Source organism: Anaerocolumna sp. MB42-C2, assembly GCF_030913705.1.
Lineage (GTDB): Bacteria > Bacillota > Clostridia > Lachnospirales > Lachnospiraceae > Anaerocolumna.
On the sequence record NZ_CP133190.1, the window covers coordinates 1,836,462 to 1,853,388 of the forward strand.

15 protein-coding genes are annotated in these 16,927 nt (G+C 36.4%); 1 reads left to right on the forward strand and 14 read right to left on the reverse strand.

What is annotated here, in order from left to right:
* Positions 1–208 precede the first annotated feature (208 nt).
* From RBU59_RS08260 to RBU59_RS08320, 13 genes are all read right to left on the reverse strand, one after another.
* Positions 209–1,228: a S66 family peptidase gene (locus RBU59_RS08260; RefSeq protein ID WP_308147402.1), complete on the reverse strand. Its 1,020-nt coding sequence runs from the start codon at positions 1,226–1,228 to the stop codon at positions 209–211.
* 39 nt (positions 1,229–1,267) lie between these two features.
* Positions 1,268–2,797 (reverse strand): hypothetical protein, encoded by a 1,530-nt coding sequence (locus tag RBU59_RS08265; RefSeq protein WP_308147403.1) that lies wholly within the window; start codon positions 2,795–2,797, stop codon positions 1,268–1,270.
* Positions 2,798–2,825: 28 nt separating this feature from the next.
* Positions 2,826–3,755: a hypothetical protein gene (locus RBU59_RS08270; RefSeq protein WP_308147404.1), complete on the reverse strand. Its 930-nt coding sequence runs from the start codon at positions 3,753–3,755 to the stop codon at positions 2,826–2,828.
* A gap of 461 nt (positions 3,756–4,216) precedes the next feature.
* Positions 4,217–5,431: an LL-diaminopimelate aminotransferase gene (locus RBU59_RS08275; protein ID WP_308147405.1), complete on the reverse strand. Its 1,215-nt coding sequence runs from the start codon at positions 5,429–5,431 to the stop codon at positions 4,217–4,219.
* Between the two features lie 21 nt (positions 5,432–5,452).
* A complete protein-coding gene (gene dapF, locus RBU59_RS08280) occupies positions 5,453–6,292 on the reverse strand; it encodes a diaminopimelate epimerase (RefSeq protein WP_308147406.1) in 840 nt (279 codons plus the stop codon).
* Positions 6,293–6,334: 42 nt separating this feature from the next.
* Complete coding sequence (locus RBU59_RS08285) at positions 6,335–6,877, reverse strand: ANTAR domain-containing response regulator (protein ID WP_308147407.1); 543 nt, start codon at positions 6,875–6,877, stop codon at positions 6,335–6,337.
* 63 nt (positions 6,878–6,940) lie between these two features.
* Positions 6,941–8,272 carry a type I glutamate--ammonia ligase gene (gene glnA / locus RBU59_RS08290; RefSeq protein WP_308147408.1) on the reverse strand — a complete coding sequence of 444 codons (1,332 nt, stop codon included), beginning with the start codon at positions 8,270–8,272 and terminating at the stop codon, positions 6,941–6,943.
* A 487-nt stretch (positions 8,273–8,759) separates the two neighbouring features.
* Positions 8,760–9,791, reverse strand: coding sequence for an HD-GYP domain-containing protein (locus RBU59_RS08295; protein WP_308147409.1), 1,032 nt, complete (start codon positions 9,789–9,791; stop codon positions 8,760–8,762).
* A gap of 286 nt (positions 9,792–10,077) precedes the next feature.
* Entirely contained in the window at positions 10,078–10,872 is a 795-nt protein-coding gene (locus tag RBU59_RS08300) for an ABC transporter ATP-binding protein (protein ID WP_308147410.1), read from the reverse strand.
* Complete coding sequence (locus RBU59_RS08305; protein ID WP_308147411.1) at positions 10,872–11,843, reverse strand: ABC transporter permease; 972 nt, start codon at positions 11,841–11,843, stop codon at positions 10,872–10,874. The genes RBU59_RS08300 and RBU59_RS08305 overlap by 1 nt, the downstream gene beginning before the upstream one ends.
* A gap of 121 nt (positions 11,844–11,964) precedes the next feature.
* Positions 11,965–12,954, reverse strand: coding sequence for an ABC transporter substrate-binding protein (locus RBU59_RS08310; RefSeq protein ID WP_308147412.1), 990 nt, complete (start codon positions 12,952–12,954; stop codon positions 11,965–11,967).
* Between the two features lie 227 nt (positions 12,955–13,181).
* Positions 13,182–13,985, reverse strand: coding sequence for a flagellar motor protein MotB (locus RBU59_RS08315; protein WP_308147413.1), 804 nt, complete (start codon positions 13,983–13,985; stop codon positions 13,182–13,184).
* Positions 13,948–14,727: a flagellar motor protein gene (locus RBU59_RS08320; protein ID WP_308147414.1), complete on the reverse strand. Its 780-nt coding sequence runs from the start codon at positions 14,725–14,727 to the stop codon at positions 13,948–13,950. The genes RBU59_RS08315 and RBU59_RS08320 overlap by 38 nt, the downstream gene beginning before the upstream one ends.
* A gap of 553 nt (positions 14,728–15,280) precedes the next feature.
* Here RBU59_RS08320 and RBU59_RS08325 point away from each other — a divergent pair.
* Entirely contained in the window at positions 15,281–15,598 is a 318-nt protein-coding gene (locus RBU59_RS08325; protein ID WP_308147415.1) for a hypothetical protein, read from the forward strand.
* Positions 15,599–15,845: 247 nt separating this feature from the next.
* Here the strand turns inward: RBU59_RS08325 and RBU59_RS08330 are convergent, their stop codons facing one another.
* Positions 15,846–16,358: a ferritin gene (locus tag RBU59_RS08330; protein WP_308147416.1), complete on the reverse strand. Its 513-nt coding sequence runs from the start codon at positions 16,356–16,358 to the stop codon at positions 15,846–15,848.
* Between the last annotated feature and the right edge of the window lie 569 nt (positions 16,359–16,927).

Below are 16,927 nucleotides of genomic sequence, written 5' to 3' on the forward strand. Positions count from 1 at the left end.
TGAGCTCCGGAGTGTTCCTTCCCGTATCTATCATCCAAGGCATGCTCTCAGTCGGTGACACGCCATTCCTGTTTATCAATGTCTTCCATACAGGTTAGTCTCTTTCATAGCTTTATTCCTATTATATTAATACATTACATTGTGTATTTTTTCATTATTGACTTATATTAACACAGAATTTTTAATATAGCAAGGGTAATTTTTTAAATTACCGTAATTCCATTCTTAAGGAGGCTTTCCCATCCTTACAGGAAATAAACCCAAGTGCTCCGTTAATCATAGTCATGGCAGGGGCTTTATGTCCAATATCGGCTTCTAATATTACAGGGACCTCTAATTCTCCAAGAACGGATAATACCGCTTCTTTGTAGGATATTTCGCCTTGCTCATCATAAAATGCCGGTCTCCCGAACACGAAACCTTTTGCATTTTGAAACCATCCGGCTTCCCTTAACTGCCACAACCCCCTGGTCAGGGCTTCACTGTTTAGCGAAAAACTTTCCAGATACCATACTACACCATGTTCCTTACATTTTTCAACAAAGCAGGCAGTTTTATCATATTTCGTTCCGACAAGATTAAGCAATACATCCAGGCATCCACCTAAAAGCCTGCCGTTCAAATTAATTTCTTCCTGTCCGGTTATATTCTTCCAATAAACTTCTTTGTCCGTATGATAACTTTCCAATCCGGTGATTCTGTCATAAAACCCATCCTCGTAAAAATCAAAACTTGTCTGTACTATATTATTTCCCTCTAATATAGTAAGGTTATTTTCTATTGCCTTATGCCAGGGTTCCATTCCGAAATCATTAAAATTACAACCATAAACCGTTGCCATATTACAGTTCGTTGTCACCGTGAAAGTGATACCGGTATTATCTGAATAACCCTGTATCCAGGTTGGATTTAATGAAATCTGATTAAAATCCACAAAGGGAAGCATCTCCATAAGATAATCTCCACCTTTTGCAGAAATTATCCACCTGACCTCTTCCTCTTTTATGAGTTTCATAAATTCTTCCGCCCGGGTTTTTCCATCCGAGCTTCTGCCTTTAATGCTGGAGCGTACATGGGCTGTTTCCAGAAGTTTATAACCTTTCAAAGACAACTGCCTCTTGCCGGAATCCAGCCGGATGATATCTGTATCTCTTTTATTTCCGTCTGAAAGTGCGGTAATACCGATGGTACCTCCCTTTTGTATAAACGCCGGATAAATCATAATCATAAGTTCCTTTCTTTTATTCCTTGCATCTTTTAATCAGCATTAGTTCCCGGTACCAACGGTATAATAAAGTTCTGATTCGCCGTCCGTTGAAATATAACATTCTATCTGTCCTTTCGAATACTTGGTCGTGAGAAGTGAACCCTTTCCGAAGATTGGTTCCATTTCATAAATACGCATTTCCTCCCAGTCTTTTAACTGATTTGCTCCCATATCTTCCTGTCCGCCTTTTATAAAAGGCGCATAATCAGAATCATTAAAATAGGATTTAGTTGTCTTAGTATAAACCTTTGATTTTATAGTTTTAGCCGTACCGTTATTTTTAACCAGCACATAAAAAATATCACAGTAGTTGTCATTATAACGGTATACAATCGCAACTCCCGGTTTTACCCCTGTTAACTTACCATTCTCAGCGGTTACCACCAAAGGATCGGAGGAGAATATATTGTTATTTAAATCACTTGCCGGTAACTGTACCGTCTTTCCCACAGATACAACCTGCCGCTTTGTATCCTGGCCAATTAACCATGCCGGCAAATGTGTTTTACGGTAAGGGGATTGTGGATCCTCACTCTTAAAATCATACTCGGTTTCTAATTTTTTTACCGCACTGAAATTTACATAGTTTAAGTTTCCTGTAACCGTTTCTGTTCTGTATCCATCATTCTCTGCATATTCGTGGAACATTAATACACTGTTGGAATCGTCATATTCTATACACTCATATCCAAGATTACTTAATACAGCATGGTGAACGGTACCAAACCCCTGGTACAACGCCTTTTTCTCAATCAGTGCTGAAAAAGCCGTTCTATATTTTCCAGATAAAGTGATCCCTTTTTTCCAGGCATCATACTCAAATTGATTATATTGTTTCTCTGTTATTTCAGAACCACCGTTATTTATTACAGCATTAATTGCTGCAAGAATACGTTGATTCGTTGTTGTATTCTTAGAATCCGCAGCCGTTTTAGCAAATTTCTTAATCAGATCATTTTCTTTTTTGTGTTGCGCCTTCGTAATATGGATTCCTTTTTTATCTGAATAAGAAATACTATCCCCCTCTTTATCTCTGGTCAAATCAACATAACTGCTGGGTGAAATCGCAGTATCGGCTTTTACGGTAATATTAAATTTATCAATTAGTTTACTTCCGTCGTATACGTATAAAGTAGCTTTGCCAGGTGCCAGTGCATATACGACCATATTATATGGCTCGGCCAGTATGACATTTCCTTTAGCATCAGCCACAAATATTCCAACTGCTTTTAAATCCGTATTTGCTTTCAGTCCGACCACACTGTCATCTGATATCTTATAAGTATATTTCATGAATTTTTTATAGTCGACACGGCCGTCTCTCGGGTAAATAGTTTCAAAATAACTGTTTACCAATCCACTGGTTCGATATGCAAATTCCGCATCCGAATGATATTGAGTTAAAGTTATATCACAGGTTTCTGCCTGTACAGTCTTTGCTGATATTAATGTAAATGCAAAAAGTATTAATATCATTATCCCAAAATCTTTGCATCTGAAATTTTTGACTGTTTTTATGGTTTTAATCATAATATGTTCCCCTTTACTGTTCTCCTATTTATTTTATATGCGGAATATCAACCTCTACCGGTTTTTTAGGGGGATACACTTTACTGTAAGCCCTTACCGTTATTTTATAACTTACCACTCCGTATTCTTGATCCGGTACGTATGCCGTAATTTTACTTTCTTCCTTCGGATTAATATAACCGGGATTAATATTTTCCACCTTAACCGTATTCCCGTTTGCATCATACCATGCAATCGTGTAATATGTATTCGCTGCAACTTTTGTATTATTGTTTTTAATACTAAAAGTAAAATTAGTGTCACCGGGAGCCACTTTTCCACCCTTAGCATCCGTAACTATCATTTTTTTAGTGCAATCTGTAAATTTTATTCCCAAACCGGTATCTATCTCAAATTCATTTAATTCTAAGGTACTCTTTGATAAATCAACATTATAATCCTCATCTGGTTCATATGTTTCATAGACTGTAGCTCCAGGGTTAAGTGCTGCTGCCGTAACATCATCAAACTTAAGAAAGCCCCCGTCGGAAGACCTAAGAACCGTTGCAAACGAAACATATTCCACATAACCGTCTTTGGTTTTGTTCGTTATTTTCACAAGATAGGTTCCGTCCTGAAGTTTCTTTACAAAAGAGGCAGTGATATCGGTTTTCTTTACAGTCAGTTTGATCGTATAGGTATAAGCTTTTCCTTTTACGGTTATTGTAGTCGCCCCTGCCTTATTGGCCTTAAAATACAGTGTAGTATCTTCTATCTTAACAGTGGAGGCTGCCTTTTTATTGCTGTATGTAACTTTTTCAATCTTTCCCATCCCTAAAAAATTATAATTATAATCCTGTCCTTCATACATAACGGCACTTAATGTATTAAAGGCTGCTTTTGCAGAAGTTGCCGGATAGCCGGATAATAACAATATCAGTACCATCGTAACCAGCAGCAATCCTTTTGATTTTTTCATATTGATACTCTCCCATAACACATCTGCTCACAGATGCGTTAATGCCACAAATAAGAAAGGTGAAAGATTCGCTATGTGGCATTTCCTTTCCTTAAATGTATTTTGTCAGATTATTTATAGTAACCCCTTTCCCTGATTGGATCATTTTACATGTATGTTACATTCCTTTCTCTACATAATTTTATCTATTTTATCCATTTCTGTCAATATTTATCATATTTTTACATAATTCAATGTTAATTGCCGTTCTTGTTCAAAGGAACAAACGCGACGCTTATTTGTGAGGGTATTGTCACAGAAAACCGGAGAACTGCAGCGTAGGAACGCTGTCTTCTCGTTTTGTGTGTTTCGCGAAGTCTGTTATTGTTCGCAGAACTGCTGCTTTTTGCAGGGGAGTGAACAATAAATAAAAAACCTCCAAACCTGGATATGTGTTAGTCCAGTTTGAAGGTTAATCGAATTTATAATTTTTTTATTCTCTCAATCGCTTCCAGTGTATTTTCATAAGTACCAAAAGCGGTGAGACGGAAATATCCTTCCCCATGAGGACCGAAACCTGATCCGGGGGTACCTACTACATTGGCCTCTTTTAACAGATAATCAAAGAATTCCCAGGAGGTCATCTTACCAGGTGTCTTTAACCAGATATAAGGTGCATTCACGCCCCCTGAAACCTGGTAACCGGCAGCCGCCAGACCTTCTCTTATTACTTTGGCATTATTCATGTAGTAAGCAATCTGACTCTTAGTCTGTTTTTTACCCTCTTCTGTGTAAACTGCAACGCCGGCAGCTTGAATAATATAAGGAGTACCATTAAATTTTGTACCGTGACGTCTTGCCCACAAGCTGTTTAACATTACATCATGGCACTTTAACTCTTTCGGTATAACCGTAAAAGCTAATCTGGTACCTGTAAAACCGGCATTTTTAGAGAAACTCCTAAGTTCGATGGCACAGGTCTTAGCACCCTCACATTCATAAATACTATGAGGTACATTTTCTTCCGATATATACGCCTCATATGCAGCATCATATATAATTACAGCACCTACTTTATTGGCATAATTCACCCACTTCTGAAGCTCTGCTTTATTAATGGTAGAGCCGGTAGGGTTATTTGGAAAACACAGATAAATAATATCCGGTTCCTCCTTTGGTAATTCGGGAGCAAAATTACTTTCTTCGGTACATGGCATATAAATTACTTCACTCCATCTTCCAAGTTCAGGCAAATATTCCCCCGTTCTTCCTGCCATGGCATTACTGTCTACATAAACAGGATATACCGGATCACATACTGCTATTTTATTGTTTATATCAAAAATTTCCTGGATATTGCCGGAATCACTTTTTGCACCGTCACTAATAAAGATTTCATCAATTGCTATATCCACACCTCTGGTTTTATAATCGTTCTCTACTATGGCAGTTCTTAAAAATTCATAACCAAGATCGGGTGCATAACCTTTAAAAGTCTCCTTAACAGCCATTTCATCAGTTGCTTTATGCAAGGCTTCAATTACAGCGGGAGCTAATGGCAGCGTAACATCTCCGATTCCCAAGCGGATTATTTTTTTATCCGGATTGGCTTCCGTAAATGCCCTAACTTTCTTTCCAATATCCGAAAACAAATAACTTCCGGGTAATTTCAAGTAATTTTCATTAATTTTAAACATAGATTCTGCTCCTTTATACAATCAAATATTTAAGTTTATTTCTCCATCAAAAACCGTTACTGCCGGGCCTGTCATAAAGATTGTGTTCTTCTCTCTGTCATACTTAATTTTCAATTCACCGCCTAAGAGCCTCACGGTAACATTATCTTCAGTGAATCCGTTCCATATGCAGGCGTATACACTGGCACAAGCTCCTGTTCCGCAAGCTAAGGTTTCACCGGAACCGCGTTCCCATACTCTCATATCAATAGTGCTTTTATCCACTACATGAATAAATTCCGTATTGGTCCTCTCAGGAAACATGCTGTGATGCTCAAATAACGGACCGACCTTTTCTATATCAATGTTCTTAGTATCATCAACAAATATAATAGCATGAGGATTTCCCATGGATACGCAGGTTACTAAATATTCTGCACCCGCTGCATTAACAGGTTTGGCGATAACTTCCTGACTGTCAGAGATAACCGGTATCATACTGGCTTTCGTGATTGGACTTCCCATATCAACCGTTACTTCTGACACTTTGTTCTCCTTAACTTTTAAATCCAGGTATTTAATACCTGCTCCGGTTTCTATAGAAATATTAAGCTTATCCGTCAGTCCGTAATCATATACATATTTAGCTACACAACGTATTCCATTGCCGCACATTTGGGATTTTGACCCGTCAGAGTTATACATATCCATATAGAAATCTGCTTTATCTGTAGGTTTAATTAAAATTAAGCCATCTGATCCGATGCCAAAATGCCTGTCACTGACTATCTTAGCTATCTCCTCAGGGTTATCAACTTTTTCTATAAAGCAGTTAACGTAAACGTAATCATTACCGCAGCCTTGCATTTTTGTAAACTTCATACTATCAACCTTAATACCTTTCCCCTTTTAAACCAAATCATATTACATTAAACTTAATATCATCTCCGCCATCTCAACCATATTGGTTCCCGTATCCATACTGTTTTTCTGTATGTACCGGTGAGCTTCCTCTTCCGTCATGTTATTGCGTTCCATTAAAACAAGTTTTGCTTTGGCGATAATAGCTTTATCTCCTTCTGATCTTGGTTTAGGTTTATCTTTTAGCTTTTTTTTCTTCTTCAAGTAATTATAACTCATCATCTGCAGAGTATTCAATAGGTCTTGCATTTTTATTGGCATACTAAGACAAACAATATTATTATCAGTACATTCTTCCAGTTTCGTAGCAGAAGCAATCAAAAGCATTTCAAACCCTTTCGGAAGATAATTATTTAACTCCCTATAATGCATATCCGAGAAACGGTACCCACATATTACTATCCCATCATCTAATTCATTTGTTATTCCTACAACCTGAGCGCCGGTGGTACAGGTGGCGTTCACTTCAAAACCATTTCTGACTAATGCATTCTTTATACTCGTTGCATCTTCTATCTTAGGAAAAGCTATAATAATACCAGGCACATCTGATCACCTCCATCGCTTTAGATATTTCACTTAGTGGTATATGTCCACTATACCGATTTATTACATGCGATGTAAGTATTGATCTAATTCCCACTGAGATACCTGTATGGTATATTGATTCCACTCTGTATTTTTGGCTTCTAAATATTTACCGGTCGTATGTTCTCCCAATACATTTTTAACTAATTCATTTTTTTCAAACGCAACTAACGCTTCTTTCAAATTAGTTGGGAGATTTTTAATTCCTTTTTCCGCTTTTTCTTCATCCGTCATAGCAAAGATATTCATATCAACGCTGTCCGGAGGAGTTAATTTATTTTTAATTCCATCCAGGCCTGCTGCAAGACATACGGCTAAAGCGAGATATGGATTTGCTGCCGGATCAGGGCATCTTAATTCAACCCTGGCACTTGCTCCTCGGGCTGCTGGAATTCGGATTAACGGACTTCTGTTTGTAGCTGACCATGCAATGTAAACAGGTGCTTCATAACCGGGAACTAATCTTTTATAGGAATTAACCAGTGGGTTGGTTACAGCTGCCATGCCCTCCATTTGCTTCATTAAACCGGCTATAAAGTGATATGCGTCTTCACTTAGCCCTAATTTACCACTAGGATCATCAAATATATTCTTTCCGTCTTTGCTAAGTGACATATTAATATGCATACCGGAACCATTTACTCCAAATTTCGGTTTTGGCATAAAAGTAGCATGCAGTCCATGTCTTTTCGCTATGGTTCTGACTACCAGTTTAAAGGTCATAATATTGTCCGCAGTAGTAAGGGCGTTATCATATTGAAAGTCAATTTCGTGCTGTGCCGGAGCCACCTCATGATGAGAAGCTTCAATTATAAATCCCATATCTTCCAAGGTTAATACCATCTCACGTCTGGCATTTTCACCTGCATCCAAAGGTCCGACATCAAAATATCCGCCGCGTTCTAAGGAAGTATTGGTTGGTTCACCGTTATCTTCTGCATTAAACAGGAAGAATTCACATTCGGGGCCAACATTAAATGTGTAACCCATCTCTTTTGCCTCATTAATTACCTTTTTAAGTATATATCTTGGATCTCCCTCAAAAGGTGTGCCATCCGGTCTGTAAACATCACATATAAATCTTGCAACCTTACCCTGCTGAGGTCTCCAAGGGAAGATTTCAAAAGTATCTAAATCCGGATATAAATACATGTCTGATTCTTCAATACGTACAAAACCTTCGATAGAAGAACCGTCAAACATACATTTATTATTTAACACTTTATCCAATTGGCTGGTTGTTACAGCAACATTCTTCAGATAACCGAAAATATCAGTAAACTGAAGTCTTATAAATTCTACATCCTCTTCTTCAACTATTCTGATAATATCTTGTTTTGTGTAATGATTCATATCATTTCTCTCCCTTTTATAATTATTTTATAATTATTCGAAAAAGGGCGAAAGCATTCCATAAGAACACCTTCGCCTCGCTGATAACATGATAACAGCCTGAATATTATTTGTCAATATACTAAATGTACATAGTATACAATATTAATTCAAGCTAAATCATGATAATACATGCTGTATTGATCCGTTCCATAGATCTAAAAAAAAATAACCATATATACATTTATCGTTACTGTTCACTCCCCTGCAAAAAGCAGCAGTTCCGCAAACAATAACACGCTTCGCGATGCACACAAAACGCGAAAACAGCGTTTTGGCGTTGCAATTCTCCGGTTTTCTGTGACAATACACTCACAAAAAACACATCGCGTTTATTGTCTGTGAACAGTAACCATTTATCAACACAGTTTATTATATATAAATCTTATATCCTTATACCATTTTAATAAAAATCCAATAATTATGATTATATGAATCATTTTATTTATTAAACTATTATTTTAGAGATACATAAGTTATAAAATCGGGGATCATTTTTTAAATCAATTAATTCTTTCGTTTCAATATTGCGAACTAAAGGTCTTAAGACACAATCCGAATAATTCTGCATAACGATTCCTTTCGTACCGTCACTTAATTCCACACTGGTACCCACCGGATATACGGTTACACATCTTAAAAAAACATCAATCACTTCGGAATCATATAACTGATCTCCAGTCCCCATTAAATATTCCACTGTCTCAGACGGAGAAAAAGCGTTCCGGTAAGCCCTGTCAGAAGTCATGGCATCATAGGTGTCAGCAACAGCCAGGATTCGTCCGAAGATAGTTATTTCATCCCCTTTTAAACCTCTTGGATACCCGGATCCGTCGTATCTTTCATGGTGCTGCAGTACACCGACTTTGGTAACACTATTAAGTTCCATAGCTTTTGCCAGGATTTCAAATCCCATTTCAGGATGTTTTTGGATTAATTCATATTCATCACCTGATAACTTGCCCTGCTTATCTAAGATTTCTATCGGTACATTCTTTTTACCGATATCATGAAGGATACCGGCGGTTCCCAAATAAATTAAGTTATCACGGCTTAAGTTTAATTTAATACCAATACTGACAGCTAAAATTCCTACATTTACACAATGAAGATAAGTATATTCATGGTGTCCCCATAAATGATGCATATTTATTTCCACATCACGATTTGCAATAATATTATCCACAATATCAGATATTAAGGGCATCATTTCTGCGATATTTCCGTTTTGGTTGACTATAGTTTCCAGACGTGAAGCGGTTTGTAATCGTAGCCCTTCATCTACTACATCCTGAATAACTATACCCTCTGATATCTCATCTTCTATATATAAACCGGTAAAACCATGTGAGATTAATCTGGCAAGGATAGCTTCTGTTAACTCAACATTTTCCCTTAATAAGATTACACCCTGAGCACCATATAACGGTTTTGCTAAGCGGGAACCTGGAATTACTTTATCTATAGTAAGAAATCTCATTACCCTGAATCCTCCAAGTATGTATAATATAATAATCAGAAGCCGTTTAAAACTCCTGATAAAAGCGCTTTCTGCAAACAAATAATGCAGGAACCTGCTGTTTTTTATAACAGAATATATCGGAAGATTACGTACATCTTCCAATATAAGGTGGCTTACAACCAAGTTCACCTAAGTCATGCATAGTATTCTATTACTATACAATACACTAGGCACATATTATAGCATATTATGTCAGATATTGGTATACCTTTTAAAAAATTATTCTATTTGCTCTTATCTTTGTTTACGCCAGTATCATTCTGTCATTGGCAAATTCACCGCCGCTGGCTGTTTCAAATCTTGCTAACAGATCGCTTACCTGTAGTTTCTTTTTTTCTTCTCCGGATACATCATATATAATTTTACCTTCAAACATCATAATCAGACGATTTCCATACTGAATGGCATTTTTCATATTATGGGTTACCATAAGGGCCGTAAGGGAGTTTTTAGTTACAATCTGTTCCGTTAATTCCAATACTTTTCTGGCCGTTTTTGGATCCAATGCCGCAGTATGTTCATCCAGAAGCAGCAATTTAGGATTTTTCAAAGTAGCCATAAGAAGAGTTAGAGCCTGTCTCTGTCCACCGGAAAGGAGTCCGACTTTAGAGGTTAATCGGTTTTCTAATCCCAGATCCAGGGTTTTTAATAGTTCAACGTACAACTCTTTCTCCGCTTTTGTTATTCCCCAGCTTAAGCCTCGCCTTTTACCTCTGCGGTACGCAAGTGCCAGATTTTCTTCAATTTCCATATCAGCTGCAGTTCCCATCATAGGATCCTGAAAAACCCTCCCCAGATATTTCGCCCTCTCATATTCCGGTAATCTGGTAATATTAATATTATCAAGTGTTATTGTTCCCTCATCCGGAAAATGTACTCCGGCTATCATATTAAGCATAGTGGATTTACCGGCGCCATTACCGCCGATTATAGTTACAAAGTCGGAAGGATTTAACTGAAGTTCCAGACCGTTTAATACCCTTTTTTCATTAATAGTACCCGGATTAAAGGTCTTATATAAATTATTTAATGTAAGCATTATACACCCTCCTTATGTACTACCACTTTTTGTTTCTTTAAAACCGGTACGGACAACGCAACTGCAACAAGAACTGCAGTCAGAAGTTTAAGGTCATTGGTATTCAAACCGAATTGCAATACGATAGCAATAATGATACGATAAATAACGGCTCCGATTATAATTGCCCTTAGTTTATAAGCAAAAGAACGTTTCCTGTGAAATACGACCTCTCCGATTACAATGGAAGCAAGACCTACCACAATCGCACCGACACCCATACTTACATCTGCGTACCCCTGACTCTGGGCTACAAGACCACCTGACAAAGCAATTAATCCATTCCCTAATGCCAGGCCGATTATTTTCATTAAATCCGTATTCGATCCCTGCGCTCTAACCATAGCTTCATTATTACCGGTGGCACGAATGGTACATCCGATTTCCGTACCGAAAAACCAGTACAGAAAAGCAACCACTAATATAACAAAAGCTAATCCTATACCAATTGAAACCAACGTCTGTAAAAGAGAATCTTTCATTCCGAGTTCTTTTGCTGATGGCAGTATTCCTTTTATCTCGGATATTACCGTTTTCTGCCCAAGAAGCGGGGTATTAGCCTGTCCCATAATTCTTAAATTAACAGAGTATAATGCTATCATTGACAGAATACCGGAAAGAATTGCAGGTATCTTTAGTTTTGTATGTAAAAGTCCCGTTACAACTCCTGATAACATTCCTGCAAGTATTGCTATAATTAAACTTAAAAAAGGGTTCCAGCCTAAAACAACAATAACGGTTGCACTGACACTGCCTCCTAACGCAAAACTTCCCTCACTGGTCATATCCGCAATATCCAATATACGAAATGAAATATAAACACCAATGGCTAAAATTGCCCAAAAAAGCCCTTGTGACAGGGCACCTACCGAAGCCAGTAATATTGCCGGCAATAATGTTAAGAAATTTGCCAATACTGCTTTAATATTCATAATGATTCCTTACCTTCCCTTAAACGCAAAGACTGTCCCTTATATCATTCTTGTTCATGTACGTAAACAGATTCAAGAATCCTACATCGGGACAGCTTTTCTGTTATATAATAAATGATACCTACTCTTTATCTTCTGTTAAATCAGACGGAATTTCAATTCCTAATTGTGCTGCAACATCCTCATTAATGGATAACTTACATTGATCTGCTGAAAGATATTCAATAGGCATTTCTGCAGTAGTAGCTGTTCCTTCAATAATTTTTACTGCCTGCTTACCGGTTAACTTACCAAGTTCGTAATAATCGATTCCATATGTAGCTAAACCGCCTGCATCCACCATACCCTCTTCACCGCAGATGACAGGAAGATTGTTGGCATTGGCAACCTGGGAAACTGTTGGCATAGCTTTTGCAATAACATTATCGGTGGGAGCATAAATCGCATCTACTTTACCAATTAAAGATTCTACCACCTGTTGGATTTCATTGGTATTGGAAACGGTAGCTTCCTCAGATTCCATCCCTAATTTAGTAGCCGCTTCAATCGCCATATCAGCTTGTATTTTAGAATTCACTTCACTGGAACAGTAAAGAATCGCTATTTTTTTTGCCTCGGGAACCAGTTTTTTTAATAAATCGATTTGTTCCTTTACAGGAGTTAAGTCAGAGGTTCCTGAAACATTTCCTCCCGGTGCTTCATTGGATGCAACTAAACCGGCTGCTTGAGGGTCTGTAACTGCTGTCACAAGAATAGGAATATCTTTTGTTGCATTGGCAACTGCCTGTGAGGCCGGAGTCGCAATTGCTAAGATTAAATCATCATTATCATTCACCAGTTTTGTTGCGATGGTATTAGCATTGGATTGATCCCCCTGTGCATTCTGATAATCAATGGAAATTTTCTCACCATCTTTATAACCTGCTTCTGCCAGGGCATCTACAAATCCCTTATAGGAAGCATCTAATGCAGCATGTTCCACTAATTGATCAACACCAATACGAAATACTTCTCCTCCTGAAGCAGTGTCTTTCTTGCCACATCCTGATAAGGACGCCGTAACCAGTAATGCGGTTAAAAAAATAGAAATCGCTTTTTTTGATTTTTTCATAACTTCCTCCTTTATAACCGTAACATTTTACTTCAATACAAAATTGCTTTAAAGCATTACAGTTTAGCACTTTTAATGGATAAAGTCTAACCTGATTTTGCACTTTTGTCAATTATTTTTTTCTGACTTAATTTTACTCTTTGGAAGTTTTTGTAACATATAAAATCGGAAGCTACTGATTTTTTTCATTAATCCAATAGCTTCCTGCCCATAATTTACAATTCCATTCACTTTTGTACCTGTCTTGCCTCTTCATTATAAAGTAAGGTTAGACTGATACGTCTGTTTTTCATTCTACCCTCTTTCGTTTTGTTAGAAGCTACCGGTTTATATTCTCCGTAACCAATGGCTGCTAAACGATCCGGTTTCATTTTATAATTTTCGATTAAATACTGTACCATATTGGCTGCTCTTTCCGCAGACAGCTGCCAATTGGATCTGTATTGATTATTATTAACCGGTACATTATCTGTATAACCCTCCACTAGAATGGGGCTGTCAACACTGTTTAATACAACTGCGACCTGATCCAGGATTGGTTTCATCTCCGGTTTTACATCCGCTTCTCCACTATCAAACAGAATATCATTCGGCAAAGAAATAACCATTCCTTTATCTTCCACAGTAATACGGAGTTTATCTTTTAATTTACTGTCTTTTAGAGTTTCATAAAGCTCCTCTCTTAATCTGGCAAATTCTTCTTTGCTGATACCGTCACTGGCATCGATGTCATTCTCTTGACCGGACTGTGCCTTATCGGAATCTCCGCTTTCTTTAATATCTTTCGATGTAAGCCCTGTACCGCCGTCTAAAATCCCGCTGCCTTTTGGTATAACCGATCCATCTACACTCTTTCCGGAATTACCGAAAGCTTGACTTAATGATTGAGAGAGGGCTTCATATTTTTTCTGATTTACGTTGCTGATGGAATAAAGCATAACGAAAAATACCATTAATAACGTAATCAGGTCTGAGTAGGTTAACAGCCATCTTTCACCGTTCTCCTTCTTCACTTTCTTCTTTTTCATCATCTAAGTACCCTTTTAGCCTTTCTACGATTAACGCAGGATTACCGCCTTCTTGTAGCATTAAAATTCCATCCATCATCATATTTTTGGTTACTATTTCATCCGTATCAAGCTCTTTTAATTTATTTGCTATCGGCAGCCATAAAAGGTTGGCAGAAGATATGCCATAAAGGGTTGCTATAAAAGCTATGGCGATCTGAGGCCCCAGTGAATTTGCATCCCCTCCTAAATTACCTAAAACATGTACCAGACCCATAACAGTACCAATAATCCCCATAGTCGGGGCAAATCCGCCTGCTGCTTCAAATACCGCAATTCCTTTTGAGTGACGGTACTCCATATTATCCACTTTATTCTCCAAAGTCTTTTTAATAATTTCAGGATCCGTACCATCCATAACCAGTTGAATTCCATCTACAATAAATTTATCATATGTATTATTCTGAATTTCGGTTTCCAGGGACAATAATCCACTGGTCCTGGCCAGATTGGATATTTTATAGAATGTATCTACAATAGCTTGTCTGTCCTGTTTTTGCTTTTTAAAAGCTATTGCCATTATTTTGGGCAATTTCACCAGCACTGAGGATTTAAAAGATATTCCTACCGCACCAAAAGTACCGCCGAATACAATCATTGCTGCTGTTGGTTCCAGCAGTGAATGAACATGGCCTCCATCCAAAACAAAAGCCAGTATCAGCGATGTGAAAGCAAATATAATACTAATTAACATCGTAATATCCATATATACAGTTCCTCCTGCTATTCAATTATATTTAAATCAAAATCGTATCCTATTAACTTACAAACTTTTATATTTTATAGCTTATTTCATTTTTATACCTTATCTTTTATGGGTATTATAACTATACACCTTCTAACTTATAAATCTATTGTTTATACGTCGAAATTCAGGAAATGAATTAAGTATATAAATGCCTAAAAATAACTTATTTATCCATAATTCTTGTAACATTTAACAGATATCTATTCTCATTTTAGACAAATTAATATATTTGTCAACATATTTTTACATTGTAAAACCAGGACCAAATCCTCATAAATAAACTGAAGATATAAGCATTTTGGCTAATTTGCGGAGCTTGATTTATCAATTGAAATATACACTAGTACTAATTTCTTATAACTGCTTGGATTCTGCTTTCCCAATCAATACAAAACAATCATAATTGAAAATATTTTCAAAATTGACTATGATTCATTATTCACTTATAATAATATTATTAAGAAATATAATCATCAGGAGTTCAATCTGAAAAAAACGAAAGGAACTAATCATGACAGAAGAAATTAATAACTTAAACACGGATTTAAAAGAATTATTTGTTGAAAATAAATTAGAAGAATTACTTGAAACCTTAGAGCAGACAGCGGATAATACCGTTATTGAAATTACTATATATAATTATGAAATTATTAAAAAATATTTTGATACCGGAAATTTTGCTGTTTTAATCCAGCATATTAAATTTACTGCATTTACCTGCTTCCTATGTGAATATGCTGCGAAACGCCAATTAATTAGTAATGAAGATTTTGAAAATCAAACTCTTATATTTAATGAAATCTATAATAAGATGCACCAATCATCTTAATAATATTTGTGATTGCTTCCTGCCCTGTAGTGCTTTTTCTCTTATAGGATGTAATCTCTTAAAATATTAACAGCGCCTGGTATTCCAACCAAGCGCTGTATTTTTATATTAATCATTTCTGCTTTTCTTATGTCGATATTCTTCTATCATACGCTTTTATCTATGCACTTTCGTCAATTCTTTCATCTATACTTTTTTTCTAACTCTTTCATCTAACTCTTTCGTTAAACTATGAGTGCTATGGTACCTATAAAACAAGAGAAGGCGCTGCATAAATTCTTGCTTTCAATTCATTATCCAACATATATAACCCTTTGGGATCACCTGCAAACAAATCATATTTCTTAATGTTATCATCCGCATTTTTCTCTTCTTCACCTTGTTCCTTAATAAACCAATCTAAGAACTGCATTGTCCTGAAATCTTTATTTTTATATGCGGCTTCATATATATTGTTTATGGACGCGGTCACAAATTCTTCATGTTCAAGTGCTAACACTAATGGTTCACGGAAATTATCATATTTTTTATCGGGTGCAGATATTGCTGCCAGTTGTACTGTTTCACTGTTATTTAGCAGGTATTGACGAAATAACATTGCGTGGTCTCTTTCTTCCTGCATTTGAACAAAAAACCAATTTTCAAATCCGCTTAAACTTTGATCCGCGTAATAGTTCGCCATATCCATATAAAGATAGGCTGAATAAAATTCTTTGTTAATCTGGTCGTTGAGTAATTTTGCTACTTCTTGATTTAACATATTTTACACCATCCTTTCATTTGTTCCCAGAATAGTATTGTATACGGATTCCAAATCCATCCTGGTAATTCTATTATATCACATTATGCTTGTATAATATTAGTAATTATTATAAGATTTACTGTTCTAATTTTAACCTATTAAGATTTTAGTGTAAAAGGTTAATTTCATACTTGGAGTATTATCTATAGCGTTCCGGGTAAGAATTGTAATATTGATATATTCATGCCAGACTCTAGCGCTGACGCGCTGTACTTCAGTGACAATCTATCTATGGCACGTCATTCGCATCCTGCCCGGAGGGCTTTTAATTACACAGGAAAGTTCGGAGAACTTTCCTGTGTAATTAAAAACCATATTAATTTTCAATAAAGCATAAGGTATATAAGGCAAATAAAAAATATTGAGGGGATTATATTTTTATATATTGCATTAAAGCCTTATGCCTTATTGAAAGTTAATATGGTAATTGTTTTATCAACTTTTATATCACTTTTTATATTATATCCATTTTTATTTGATTTGTCAAATATTTTTAAATAATATCCAGTATTATTGGACTTATATTT

Bases quoted from the DNA above. Each gene is read 5' to 3' on its own strand.
- dapF (WP_308147406.1), bottom strand. From the start codon at position 6,292: ATGAAGTTTACAAAAATGCAAGGCTGCGGTAATGATTACGTTTACGTT.
- RBU59_RS08320 (WP_308147414.1), bottom strand. From the start codon at position 14,727: ATGGATATTACGATGTTAATTAGTATTATATTTGCTTTCACATCGCTG.
- RBU59_RS08300 (WP_308147410.1), bottom strand. From the start codon at position 10,872: ATGCTTACATTAAATAATTTATATAAGACCTTTAATCCGGGTACTATT.
- RBU59_RS08330 (WP_308147416.1), bottom strand. From the start codon at position 16,358: ATGTTAAATCAAGAAGTAGCAAAATTACTCAACGACCAGATTAACAAA.
- glnA (WP_308147408.1), bottom strand. From the start codon at position 8,272: ATGAATCATTACACAAAACAAGATATTATCAGAATAGTTGAAGAAGAG.
- RBU59_RS08265 (WP_308147403.1), bottom strand. From the start codon at position 2,797: ATGATTAAAACCATAAAAACAGTCAAAAATTTCAGATGCAAAGATTTT.
- RBU59_RS08325 (WP_308147415.1), top strand. From the start codon at position 15,281: ATGACAGAAGAAATTAATAACTTAAACACGGATTTAAAAGAATTATTT.
- RBU59_RS08305 (WP_308147411.1), bottom strand. From the start codon at position 11,843: ATGAATATTAAAGCAGTATTGGCAAATTTCTTAACATTATTGCCGGCA.
- RBU59_RS08275 (WP_308147405.1), bottom strand. From the start codon at position 5,431: ATGTTTAAAATTAATGAAAATTACTTGAAATTACCCGGAAGTTATTTG.
- RBU59_RS08295 (WP_308147409.1), bottom strand. From the start codon at position 9,791: ATGAGATTTCTTACTATAGATAAAGTAATTCCAGGTTCCCGCTTAGCA.
- RBU59_RS08315 (WP_308147413.1), bottom strand. From the start codon at position 13,985: ATGATGAAAAAGAAGAAAGTGAAGAAGGAGAACGGTGAAAGATGGCTG.
- RBU59_RS08310 (WP_308147412.1), bottom strand. From the start codon at position 12,954: ATGAAAAAATCAAAAAAAGCGATTTCTATTTTTTTAACCGCATTACTG.
- RBU59_RS08270 (WP_308147404.1), bottom strand. From the start codon at position 3,755: ATGAAAAAATCAAAAGGATTGCTGCTGGTTACGATGGTACTGATATTG.
- RBU59_RS08260 (WP_308147402.1), bottom strand. From the start codon at position 1,228: ATGATTATGATTTATCCGGCGTTTATACAAAAGGGAGGTACCATCGGT.